This is a genomic window from Paraprevotella sp. (genome assembly GCF_986071375.1).
The window spans coordinates 105,735-117,536 of sequence record NZ_CFQRNQ010000010.1; the positions used below are offsets into that span (position 1 = coordinate 105,735).

Consider the following 11,802-nt stretch of genomic DNA (forward strand, 5'->3'; position numbering starts at 1 on the left):
ATTTTATAGTATTAGTACCTTTGGGAATACCATTTTCTCAAAGGTATTTTCATGCAAAGAACCAAGATAGATATACAGAAAGTTTTACCTAATGAAGGACAAATAGAAGGACTTCCGAGAAATCCACGTCTCATTAAAGGCGAGAAGTTCCGGAAGTTATGCCGTTCTATCCAGTCTCTTCCTGAAATGACGGAAGCAAGAGATATTCTTGTCTACCCCTATCAAGGAAATTATGTTGTTATCGGTGGTAACATGCGGCTTCAAGCCTACAAACACTTGGGATGGAAAGAAGTACCCTGTTGCGTGCTGCCCGAAGACATGCCTGTGGACAGACTCCGTCAAATGCTTATACAGGACAATAACCCGTTTGGCGAGAATGATTGGGACGCTTTAGCAAATGAATGGGACAGCAAAGAACTGGACGATTGGGGATTTGATGTATGGCAAGAACCCCAAAAGGAGAAGAAAGCCCAACCAACCAAAGATGCACGGAACGAAATGGAGGCAGAAAAGCCCGACTTCTTTGCCGCCATGTTGGGAGACCGTATCTATGACAGCGATAACGAGTTTGACATCCCTACACTAAGATTGGACAGACAGCCCACAAGCGGCTTGCTTCTGCCATTTTCCGGATGGGGAGCGGACACAAGAGCAAAGAAAGGCATATCCACCTATCATTTCTACGTAAAGGATTACCGCTTCACAAACATCTGGAACAATCCCGTATCGGTATTGGATAGTGGATGCACTGAAATGGTAGAGCCTAACCTCTCCTTGTTCGACACCACGCCGATAGCCTACGGTTTGCAGTTCATCTACATGAAGCGTTGGATAGCCCGTTTTTGGCAGGAGTGCGGTGCAAAAGTGTATGCAGATTTAAACGTGTCGCAGAAGTTCTACAAGTACAACCGCTTGGGCATCCCCGACGGTTACAACGCTTTCGCTACACGCGGTTACGCCGACCGTCAGGAATACTTGAAGATGGAAATACAAACCGCCCGTGAAATATCAGGGCTTGACAAGCCGAACATGATAGTTTACGGCGGCGGTGAAAAAATACGTGAACTGTGCTTGCAGAACAATGTGCTTTATGTGGAGCAGTTCATAGCGAACAGGGTGAAACAAATCAAGAAAGGAGGTAAAAATGGCTAAGACATCAGGAGGAGTAAGAGGCGGTGGCAGTAAGTCTAACAGTAAACAAAGTAGAGCAATAGCGGTAGCGGAGGCAACCATAAGGAATAATAAATATGAAACGGCGGTTGCATACGATAGTAAAGGGAATTTGTTGCTAAATAAGAAAGGCGGCTCTCGTTCTGTAAGAATGACTAGCAACGAAATTTCAAAGTTGAAAGATTCCGTATTTACACACAATCACCCAAGTGCATTAGGGAAAACAGGCATTAGGGCTATTGGTACATCTTTTAGCCATCAAGATTTGAGATTCGCAGTTGGCGCGAATCTCAAAGAAATAAGGGCTGTTACACCTACATATACATTCTCTGTAAAACGACCTAAAAATGGTTGGGGTGTATCACCGAATCAGGTAAAAAGGGCTTATGATAAAGCAGAAAAAGAAGTAAGGAGAGAGATGGATAAATATCTTGATAGAGTTGGTCGCACAAAAACGTCATACGATAGAGCTAACGCAAGTTATTATAATCAAATAAATAAACGTGTAGCAGAGAAATTTGGATGGAAATACTCGCATAAAAGGAAATGATTCTTATCTTTATATTTTAATTTAAATGAATTGCAATATGGAAAAATCAGTAGTAGAAAAGAAAATCAAGGAGAAACTTGATGAATATGGATTTATAGAAAGTGATTTAACTCCATCCGAACTTGAAGAACTCAAAGATGAAGTAGAAGCAGAATTGAAAGGGGAAACCATACTCGACGGTGTGTTATTTAATATCCCATATTATGAGCGTATAGCGGAAAGAGAAAATAAGCAGTGATTATGGCAAAGACTTCGGGCGGTGTGCGTACATATCGACAAGGAACTTCCACCTATCGTAAAAGGCAAGCGGAAGTAGCCGCCATGCGTGCCAGTGGCAAGTATTCCAGTGTGGAAATGGGTAAAGGCGGCGGCTACGTAGCTATCGAGAAAAGTACGGCACGCCACAAGCCCGAAGAACTGGAGGCAGCCCGCATCCTTGCAGACAAAGGATATAAGGTAACGTTGAAGAATGAAAGCGGAATGAGCAAGACACCGGACGGTTACTTGTTCACCGCCTCTTTTGAACAGAGAACACCTACTGGTAATTCCGCTAAAAACATTCGTGCTTCCTTGTATCATGGTAGAGATAAAAAAGCTGATATTCCAATACTATACATGAAAGGTAACGGGCATACAAGGAAAAGCGTAGAGGATGGAATAAAGTATTTTGAGAGTTCAAGTAAATACCGTTTCAAAGAGATAATAGTAGTAACAAAAGATGGAAGAATACATCGGCATAAACATAACTCTTAAAAAGAAGCGGTCACTGACTTACGCTTCGACCTTACCCGATAGGAAATGTCCTACTAAGCAACCGGGGGGCTGCCAGTTCCCGACCCGGACTATAAGTATGATACAAAAGTAGCAATAATAATTGAGAAAGCATAGAAATCGGCTTGAAAACGGCTTGAAATGGCAAATAAGAGAATAGTTGAAGATGGGATAAAGACTCGTTTCACGAGCGAACGTCAGCCGCCCAAAAGTGGCCGAAAGCCCAAACTATACACCGTTGCCAAGAAAGCCTACAACGTGTCACGTGAGGAATGGAACGAAGTAAAATTATACCTCCTTCAATGTACCCCGCAGGAGATTGACACGATTATCGGCAAGGACGATACCCCGATGTGGGTGCTTATCCTTGCGCGTGGCTTAAAAAGAAATGCGGCAAAAGGAGTGACCGATGTCTTGAACGACATGGAAGACCGTTTGTTTGGACGTGCTGTGTCTTCCCCGGACAGCGAACAGACAATGGAACATGGAAGTATCAGTATTGATAAATGGATAAAAAAGAATAGTGATGATTGAATCAGTCCCTCAAATAGATCCACAAAACGTTTATATTCCGCTTTATGAAGACACGGAACACTTTATCATTCTCATAACTGGAGGTAGAGGTAGTGGAAAATCGTTCAATGCGGCTACTTTTATTGAGCGGCTTACATTTGAACAGTCAAGAGACCGCACGTTCGCCCACAGTATTTTGTATTGTCGCTATACAATGGTGTCAGCCAACCTATCTATTATACCGGAGATACAAGAGAAGATAGACATAGACGGTGGAAGCAAATATTTTAAAACTACTCGTTCGGATATAGTAAACATGTTCAGCGGCGGACGCATTATGTTCCGTGGTATCAAGACTTCTTCCGGCAATCAGACGGCAAAGTTGAAATCCATTCACGGCATTACGACTTTTGTCTGCGATGAAGCGGAAGAATGGACGAACGAGCAAGACTTTGACAAAATCATGCTTTCCATTCGCCAAAAAGGGATTCAGAACCGGATTATCATCATTATGAATCCGACTGATTCCAATCATTTCATCTATAAAAAATACATCGAGAACTCGCATAAGTTAGTGGAAATTGACGGGGTGCCGGTGCAGATTTCCACTCATCCGAACGTGCTCCACATCCATACGACCTACTTCGACAACATCGACAATCTTTCTCCCCAATTCATCAAAGAAGTGGAACAGATGAAAGCGGAGAATCCCGAAAAGTATGCTCATACGGTTATCGGACGTTGGGCTGATGTGGCAGAGGGGGCAATTTATAAAAAGTGGGGTGTCGTAAAGTCTATTCCTCAATGGTGCAAGAAGATTGCATTAGGGTTAGACTTCGGATTTACCCATGATGAAACAGCAATCGTAATGTGTGGGGTGATGGATAATGATTTGTACATTGACGAGATATGTTATAAAACACAGATGCTCACAAAGGATATTATCCAGACGCTTAGACCCTATCAAGGGATGAAAGTCATTGCCGATAGCGCCGACCCTCGTCTGATTCAAGAAATACATAATGCAGGAATACGTATATATCCGGTTGAAAAAGGAAAAGGCTCTGTCATTGCAGGTATTGAAAAGGCTAAGGAGTTTAACATATTCGTCACCGAACGCTCGTACAATCTGATGAACGAATTACGAAACTATGTTTGGGACAAGGATAAAGACGGGCATTATGTAAACCAACCGGCAGACGAACAGGATGACCACTTATGTGATAGTTTCCGCTATTATGTATATGGCATGATATTAGGTAAGATTCAGAAACCACGGGATAATTCAGGAATATTCGCACACTAAAAATATTGATATATGAGAACGATAGACGAAGTTTTAAGAATTGAGGATATAGACCAAAAGATAGCCTATTTGAAAAAAGGCCGCAAGACGGAGCTTCCCGATGCGGTGAAGCTGTACAACGACTGGAATCCTAACCGCCATGAGATAATCACGGACACGGAAAAATACCCAAAGATTAAAATCACGGTCGAAAAGGAGAAGGAGGTCTATGATGAAAAGACAGGCAAGACAACCACTATCCCGAAAAAAACAAAGGATGTGGAGCCTAACCGCATCGCTCTGCCTATTGAACAGGACATTGTGAATATTCAGACCGCTTTCACTGTGGGCACGGAGCCGAAGATGAACTGCGAACCGGAAGAAAACGAACAAGGATTGTTTTCTGCCCTGAGAAAGGTGTTGGAAAAGAACAAAATCAAGTATCAGAACAAGCGAATCGTGCGCTCGTGGCTTTCCGAACAGGAGTGTGCCGAATATTGGTACGTGGTGAAAGACGACGGCTTTTGGGCAAAGCTGAAACGGAAAATTGCTAATCTTTTCGGCGCATCTGCTCCTGAATATCGCCTGAAAAGTGTGATATGGTCGCCTTTCAGAGGAGATAAGCTCTATCCCTTCTTCGACGATAGCAATAACTTAGTGGCTTTCTCCCGCGAGTATAAAAAGAAGGATTTGGATGACATGGAGATTACTTGTTTTATGACCATCACGGCGGATTCCGTTTACCAATGGGAGCTTTCCGATGGTTGGAAACTCGTTTCCTCGTTCAAACACGGGTTTAAGAAGTTACCTATTCTATATTGCTATCGTCCGGAAGCCTATTGCGAGAAGATAAAAACACTTCGTGTACGGTTGGAGAAACTGTTATCCAATTATGCCGACTGTATAGACTATCATTTCTTCCCGATTCTGATGCTGTTCGGCGATGTGCAAAACTTTTCGGGAGAGTTCAAGAGCCGTGTCGTGGAACTGACAGGGCAAGGGGCAAATGCACAGTATTTGACGTGGAATCAAGTTCCTACGACAGTCCAATACGAAGCTGAAACGTTAATAAACCAAATGTATGCGCTCACAAATACCCCGCGAATATCTTTTGATGCAATAAAAGGTAGCGGGAACGTTCTTTCTGGTGTGGCTTTTGATTATGTATTTCTTTCCACCCACCTGAATGTGGAGAACTTGGCGGAAGTAATCGGCGAGTTCATGCAAAGGCGTGTTAATTTCCTCGTGTCCGCGCTTGGTTCTGTCAATTCCAGTCTTGAAAAAGCAGCCGAAACGATAGACATCAACGTGGAAATAGAACCTTACCGATTGGAAAACCTTTCAGAAAAGATAGACACAGCATTGAAAGCCAAGAACGGAGAATTATGGTCACAGCAGCGCGCTATCACTTTCGTTGGAAATATAGATAATGTGTTGGATGAGGTCGAGCAGATAAAGGAGGAGCAAGCCGAGAAACAGCAAAATGAAATCTCCAAGCAGGAAAAACTATCAAAGTTCAGTAGTAAAAGCAACCAACCTGTAAAATAGGACTACTGACATTTTGAATAATATTTGAGATACTTTTCCGGTTTACCAATATTATTCATATATTTGCGATAAAATAAGCTACTATGGTGGATATTAAAGAATTAAGAATAGGGAATTATTTAAACTTAAATTCTCAATTATTTAAGGTTAAAAAGCTGTCTTTAAATGGCAATTTTTATTCTTATGAAATTGATAAAAATCTTGTATGCGGATGTTATTGCAATCCATTGCCTTGTTATAGAGAAGTAGAATGTGTTTCTACTAAAGATTTGTCTCCTATCCCTTTGACATCAGAGCTTTTGGAGAAATGCGGCTTTGTTTATGAAAATGTATTTGATTCGTATTGGTCGCCTGATTTACGCTATTTAAAGGAAACTAAAGAAGGATTTTACTTGTATGACAATGAAAATTGTTGTTGCCGCATAAGTAAATCCATTCATTTCTTACATCAGTTACAGAATATGTATTACTGTTTGACTAATCAAGAATTGAATGTAAAGCTATAGACATCTTATCCATCTACGTATTGTCGGCGCGATTCCACCCGGTTTCGCGCTTTCTTTGTATTTAATTCATGACAATCCCGCTATTGTCACGTATTATTCTTCCCTAAATTTCTTTTTTCTCTTCCACATCTGTAATTTTACCGTAGGATTTTATTAATCAAGCTCATACGGTATGACAATATTTGAAATGATTTTGGCAGGACTGCAAACGAAGTTTCCGGGTACGGACACTGCCACTTTGACCCGAATCGCCACCAAAAAGGCAGAGGGTGTAACGGACGAAACAAAGGTAAACTCCATTGTTGAGGGTATCTCTATTCAGGACGTGATGCAAAACTATGGTGATTTCCGTGCAGGACAAGCACAGACTTCCGCTGTTTCCAACTACGAGAAGAAGCATGGACTGAAAGACGGTAAACCAATCGAGAATCCAGAAGAAAAGAAAGACGAAAAAAAGGATGATGTCCCTTCTTGGGCACAAGCTTTGATTGATTCCAACAAAACTCTTTCTGAAAAACTTGCCGGTTACGAACAGGAGCGCGCACAAGCACAGCGTAATGCGCAGGTTTCTGCAAAGGCAAAGGAATATGGCATTCCCGAAACACTTGTACCCATGTTGAACATTCCGAGCGATGCGGACTTAGACACTTACATGAAGGACGCAAAACAGACGTTTGTCAATGCAGGACTACAAAGTGTACTTCCCGACACTGGAGACCCGAAGCCGAATGATGATATTGATTCGTTGGTGGCTTCCATAGATAAGGGAACAAAAGAATTTGTTGAACAAGCTAAAAAATAGTTTATGTCAGGAAAAATTAAATGGAATGAAGATATGCCACCCATTGAACATGAAGTGTGCGATGAAAGTACCATTTATCGCTTGAATGATGGCGGTATGGACTTGGATAAATCCAATCTTCCGTCACAAGGATGGTTGCCCGAACTTGCACCGCTCTATCGCGACAAGGTTGAGAGAAAAGCTCGTGTTTGCCTTCGTGTGAAAGTTTTGGAGAAAGCCGAAACGACAGGTGCGACAATAAAAATCAAAAAGAATAAGTTTTGCCAGTTCGTCAAAGCCGGAATATTTTTGTCCGACGGAACGAATGTCATCACAGTCAAGAGTGTAGATACCTCTAATGAGGAGTATGATGTAATTACTGCATCGAAAAATTTAACGGCTGCTATCGAGGCAGGAACAGTCCTTCCCGAAGCAAAAGGGGCAAGTGATGCAAAAGCCAAATATACAGCAAACTTCGCTTCTTTTGGTTGGCGCAAGATGGATGATGAGGATACGATAGCTTTTGTAGGTCGTGTGTTCGGCATTGAAGAAGATAACCTTTACATTCCTTTCACAGAGGAAGATAAGGTGTCTTTGGGTGACAGATTCATGTTTATTTAACGAAAGGAGGTCTAAATGTTACTAACGATTGATATGCTTCTCGGGAGTTCCCGAATTATGAAGTCGGTAATTGACCGTACCATCGTTTCCATGCTTGACATGGATAAAGTCTTTTGGAAGGACTACCTTGTATATGACAAGGCAAATCCTGATGGTACGTTTAAAACCTATATGGGAACTGTTGTCGGTGTCATTGCCGGTACGGTTATTGACCGGTATGCAAACAAGCCTTTGAGAAAGCGTCATGCGCTGTCTAAAGGTTATGGCGAAGTGACTTGCTTGGGTGACGCGTACCAAATGGATAATACCCGTTTGGAACGTTTGCAAATTCTTATTGACGAGTTCAACGAGGCACGTTCGGCAGAAGCACGAGATATTAAGCTGAATGAAATCGTCAATTTCTTGGTTGATGATGTCCGCCAGTGCTTGTTGGCTCCGATGAAACGCTTCGACTTGATGCTGGGAAGTTTGCGCTTTACCGGCAAATGCAAGGTTGATGGCAAGGAAAACAAGAAGGGTGTTTCTATTGCGGATATTACTTTGCCTATCTATACGAAGAAAGCCACTTCAGGTGATAAGAATAATATCATCACTTGGATGAATACAGAGTTTGTAGATAAACTCCGTACTAAAGGTTATGCGTTCGCGATTGCTGAGATGAACCGCAACACGTTCAACAAGCGTATTGCCGCTTCTACGGAGTTCTTGGGCAAATACACGATGAAATTCGGTGATATGGAGTTTAATTCGGGTAATATGGTGACTACCGAAATGGTAAACCGTTATTTGGGTGCCGTTGATATTCCGTTCCGAATCCGAATCAAGGAAGAATGGATTCAAACGTCAGAGGATGAAATGGTAAATGCCGTTCCTGACGATAAGATTTCATTCCTCCCTGCTATTGACCCACGCAAGAAGTTGGGAACAATGAAGTGGAAACGTCCTTATGAAATGATTGACCGCATTCCGGGTAGAACTTATACCGAAGCGGAGGACGGAAAGATGTTTATTTCATCCTACCGCAACTCGGAAGGTCGTTTTATGGAATATGGAATGGAAGCGATTCCGAATATTGAGATTCCTAACAAGATGGCGATTGCCGATTTGAGTGCATTAGGATAATGAAAGTATCTGACTACATAAAGCAGACCTTCAGGGACTTTGGCGTTGCTTTGAGCGATGCCAATCTCCTTACAATCCTTTTGCCCACGAAGATAAGCGGGGAGGATGAGGTAAACGAAGACAATATCCAACCGATTTCGGTAGGTATGACAAAGTTTATCCCTACCCTTTTACTTCGTGGTAGTTCCAAGTCCGTATCGGAAAACGGGCACTCCAAATCGCAATCATGGGACATTCAAGGTATCAAAGATTACTATTTCCTGATGTGCAAGCGATATGGATTGAAAGATGAACTGAATACGGACAAACCTAAAGTAATTTTCTTATAAAATGTTAGACGAAGCACCTCACATATTAGTGGTAAGGACGGTGACACCACCGGATAATGATGAGTACGGGCGATCGATATCTGGTACTGGCGGTGAATCGTGGGATGAACTGGCCGAATGCTTTTGCCATGACAATTCCCAACAGCAGGAAGTGTCGGTAAACGGCAAACTGTGGGTTTATTCCTACCATGTGGTATATGAGGGAAAGAAACTGGCATTAGACACAAAGGTAAGATGTTTGAATAAGGAAACAAAAGAGGTTGTAGGAGAAGGCAAGGTAATCAAGAATGCCGAGTGCTATTCTGAAGAACTGAAAGGACGTTGTGATATTTGGATATGATAGTGACGGGTGACATATACAAAATACTCTATGAGAAAATTCAAGAGTTTGGAATAAAAACTATTTATAACAGTTGGAATCCCATTAAATCTGAATTGAAAGAGGAATCTATCGTCATAGTAACTTCCACACCGATTGAACCAGATGTATACTGGGAAAAGGCATTTGTACATGTTAACATCTGTATTCCTGATTATCTGGAATACGTGAATATAACAAGACTCAATGAAGTAGAAAGACTGGCGGCTTCTTGGATAAAAGATACTCCAGTAGGGATATTTGACGGAACTCGTTATAGACTGTCCAAATCGTCACTCGGCATTGAAAGGGATGATGCATTGAAATGTAGTTATGTAAATTTGAAAATTTTATTTGAAATATTAAATGTAATGTGATATGGCAGGAAGAAAAGTTTCAGCAATAAAAATTAAGGACTTACGTTATATGGATGTTCTTTCCGCAGCTCCATCTTTATCAGGAGTGGCTGCACAATTCAAATCAGCTAAAAAGATAGATAACTCCCATCAGGGAACATTCACTTATGAGGAGGATGAACCAACAATCAATAGCTATAAGAATGAGTTGAATGGTAAAATTTACCGTTCTGATGTAGAACCCGGTGATAAGAGAATCAATTTTACCATTGGGCAATATGATTTTGAAACTAAATCGGAACTACAAGGCGGGTTGGCAGGAGATTCCGGAAAATCCTGGTCTAGCGGTGATGCGACAGAACAACGTTATAAAGCTGTTTTTGCTTTGACGGAGGACAACGTTTTGATTGTATTTCCAAAAGCTAATATTATCGGCCGTAATTCTTCAACGGACAATGCTATCGGTATTGCTGTATCCGCTATTCCACAAGAAATAAGCGGTGATATAAAAGACGAATATTGGTTTGATGCGGAAGAACTCGAATTATATGCCGAATGAACTACTGTTACAGTTACACCTACACCTTCCGATGCAACCATAAAATTGGACGGTGATACAGTTAAGTCAAAGCGGGTGAACGCTGGAGCTACTGTACACTATGAAGTATCGAAAGAGGGGTACACAACACAATCCGGTGATATAAAGACATTATCATCGGATGCAGGTAAAGTAGTTAATAAAGAAATAACGCTAGTTACAGCTTCTAGTCTTTCTTCCAAATTGTAATATTAAGAGGGTAAGGCTTATATATAAGAGCTTTATCCTCTTTTATATAAAAAATAAGTATACATGAATAAAGGTGCTAAAAATATAGCTAATGCCATCATAGACTTGGATTTTAAAACTGTGGTGGTAAACAATAAGGCATATACTGTCTATCCTCCAACTATAGAGAAATTATCCGGAGCAATATCTTTCTTGTCGGAAGTCCGTGATGCGGATACATTTAAAGACGTCCTTTTGACACTTGGCGATGCCGATAAGTATGCCAATGCCCTATCCTGGTTTATAACAGGAAATGAATCTTTGTATCAAGAATTGAAACAAGGTTCTTATAAAGAGGTTGTAGATGCTCTTGAAACTTGTATATCAATGATTGATATAGAGCTTTTTCAGAAAGCTGTCAGCTTGGCGAAGAACGTAGGTCTGCTGGCAGCGAAACAGAAATAGCGGGGAATAATACGTTCTTGGGGCAAATAGCTTCTTTTATGGAAAACTTGCATTTAACGTATGAAGAAGTTGTTTATAAGATTCCCTATCGCAATTTGGTTTTAATGCAAAAGGACAAGTTGCATGCGGTTTATGGTGATAAAGTTGAAACTGTTTCGGCAAGGAGCATGTTAGGAAGGAAAAATGCAGTTAAAAGGTGACATATCGGGATTGGACAAGTTGGAGCGGCAACTAGAGGAAAAGTATATAGGCCGTTTAGCGGAAGCAGGTGAAAAAGCTTGCCAGATAGCTATTACAGGAGGGTGGTATCAAAACATAACGGGCAATCTGCGCAGTTCTATCGGATATGTGATTGGTTATAACGGTAAAGTTATCAAAGAAGGCGGATTCCATAAGATAAAAGGTCGTGGAGAAAATTACCAGCATGTAGTTTTCACGACGAGATCGGGGAAGCATGTTGACTTTTGGGCCAAGGGAAAATATGGAGACGGTTCGGAAGGAAGCAGGAAAGGATTGGAGTTTGCGCGGTCTTTTATTATGGGGAAACAAGGTTATTCTTTCGTCCTTGTAGCCGGTATGGAATATGCTTCCTATGTAAATTCCAAAGGATATAACGTAATTGATACAGCAGAAATAGAGCTAAGAAAAATCGTAGGGTAAT

17 protein-coding genes and 1 pseudogene are annotated in these 11,802 nt (G+C 41.4%); all 18 read left to right on the forward strand.

What is annotated here, in order from left to right:
• Positions 1-51: 51 nt before the first annotated feature.
• The 18 genes and pseudogenes from AC5RDV_RS07150 (at position 52) to AC5RDV_RS07235 (ending at position 11,801) form a co-directional block, all read left to right on the forward strand.
• Positions 52-1,152, forward strand: a complete 1,101-nt coding sequence (locus tag AC5RDV_RS07150; RefSeq protein ID WP_282748600.1) for a DUF4417 domain-containing protein — start codon at positions 52-54, stop codon at positions 1,150-1,152.
• Positions 1,145-1,720, forward strand: a complete 576-nt coding sequence (locus AC5RDV_RS07155) for a hypothetical protein (protein ID WP_282748601.1) — start codon at positions 1,145-1,147, stop codon at positions 1,718-1,720. Before AC5RDV_RS07150 ends, AC5RDV_RS07155 begins: the two co-directional genes overlap by 8 nt.
• A gap of 37 nt (positions 1,721-1,757) precedes the next feature.
• Complete coding sequence (locus AC5RDV_RS07160; protein WP_282748602.1) at positions 1,758-1,958, forward strand: hypothetical protein; 201 nt, start codon at positions 1,758-1,760, stop codon at positions 1,956-1,958.
• A 2-nt stretch (positions 1,959-1,960) separates the two neighbouring features.
• Positions 1,961-2,473 carry a hypothetical protein gene (locus AC5RDV_RS07165; protein ID WP_282748603.1) on the forward strand — a complete coding sequence of 171 codons (513 nt, stop codon included), beginning with the start codon at positions 1,961-1,963 and terminating at the stop codon, positions 2,471-2,473.
• Between the two features lie 159 nt (positions 2,474-2,632).
• Positions 2,633-3,025: a hypothetical protein gene (locus tag AC5RDV_RS07170; RefSeq protein ID WP_008626089.1), complete on the forward strand. Its 393-nt coding sequence runs from the start codon at positions 2,633-2,635 to the stop codon at positions 3,023-3,025.
• Positions 3,018-4,310 carry a PBSX family phage terminase large subunit gene (locus AC5RDV_RS07175; protein ID WP_282748604.1) on the forward strand — a complete coding sequence of 431 codons (1,293 nt, stop codon included), beginning with the start codon at positions 3,018-3,020 and terminating at the stop codon, positions 4,308-4,310. Before AC5RDV_RS07170 ends, AC5RDV_RS07175 begins: the two co-directional genes overlap by 8 nt.
• 12 nt (positions 4,311-4,322) lie before the next feature.
• Positions 4,323-5,837, forward strand: a complete 1,515-nt coding sequence (locus tag AC5RDV_RS07180; protein WP_282748605.1) for a phage portal protein — start codon at positions 4,323-4,325, stop codon at positions 5,835-5,837.
• Between the two features lie 83 nt (positions 5,838-5,920).
• Positions 5,921-6,343 (forward strand): hypothetical protein, encoded by a 423-nt coding sequence (locus AC5RDV_RS07185; RefSeq protein WP_282748606.1) that lies wholly within the window; start codon positions 5,921-5,923, stop codon positions 6,341-6,343.
• Positions 6,344-6,515: 172 nt separating this feature from the next.
• Positions 6,516-7,145: a hypothetical protein gene (locus tag AC5RDV_RS07190; RefSeq protein WP_282748607.1), complete on the forward strand. Its 630-nt coding sequence runs from the start codon at positions 6,516-6,518 to the stop codon at positions 7,143-7,145.
• A 3-nt stretch (positions 7,146-7,148) separates the two neighbouring features.
• Positions 7,149-7,745: a head fiber protein gene (locus tag AC5RDV_RS07195; protein ID WP_282748608.1), complete on the forward strand. Its 597-nt coding sequence runs from the start codon at positions 7,149-7,151 to the stop codon at positions 7,743-7,745.
• A 57-nt stretch (positions 7,746-7,802) separates the two neighbouring features.
• Positions 7,803-8,867, forward strand: coding sequence for a Z-ring associated ZapG family protein (locus tag AC5RDV_RS07200; RefSeq protein ID WP_282748609.1), 1,065 nt, complete (start codon positions 7,803-7,805; stop codon positions 8,865-8,867).
• Positions 8,867-9,196, forward strand: coding sequence for a DUF6706 family protein (locus tag AC5RDV_RS07205; protein WP_282748610.1), 330 nt, complete (start codon positions 8,867-8,869; stop codon positions 9,194-9,196). Before AC5RDV_RS07200 ends, AC5RDV_RS07205 begins: the two co-directional genes overlap by 1 nt.
• Before the next feature lies 1 nt (position 9,197).
• Positions 9,198-9,536: a hypothetical protein gene (locus AC5RDV_RS07210; RefSeq protein ID WP_282748611.1), complete on the forward strand. Its 339-nt coding sequence runs from the start codon at positions 9,198-9,200 to the stop codon at positions 9,534-9,536.
• Complete coding sequence (locus AC5RDV_RS07215) at positions 9,533-9,931, forward strand: hypothetical protein (protein WP_232038509.1); 399 nt, start codon at positions 9,533-9,535, stop codon at positions 9,929-9,931. Before AC5RDV_RS07210 ends, AC5RDV_RS07215 begins: the two co-directional genes overlap by 4 nt.
• 1 nt (position 9,932) lies before the next feature.
• Positions 9,933-10,469: a hypothetical protein gene (locus AC5RDV_RS07220; protein WP_130892507.1), complete on the forward strand. Its 537-nt coding sequence runs from the start codon at positions 9,933-9,935 to the stop codon at positions 10,467-10,469.
• A 15-nt stretch (positions 10,470-10,484) separates the two neighbouring features.
• Positions 10,485-10,697 (forward strand): annotated as a pseudogene (locus AC5RDV_RS07225) (hypothetical protein); the annotation flags it as partial.
• 63 nt (positions 10,698-10,760) lie between these two features.
• Positions 10,761-11,141: a hypothetical protein gene (locus AC5RDV_RS07230; protein WP_130892506.1), complete on the forward strand. Its 381-nt coding sequence runs from the start codon at positions 10,761-10,763 to the stop codon at positions 11,139-11,141.
• Between the two features lie 210 nt (positions 11,142-11,351).
• Positions 11,352-11,801, forward strand: a complete 450-nt coding sequence (locus tag AC5RDV_RS07235; protein WP_282748612.1) for a hypothetical protein — start codon at positions 11,352-11,354, stop codon at positions 11,799-11,801.
• Position 11,802: the final 1 nt, after the last annotated feature.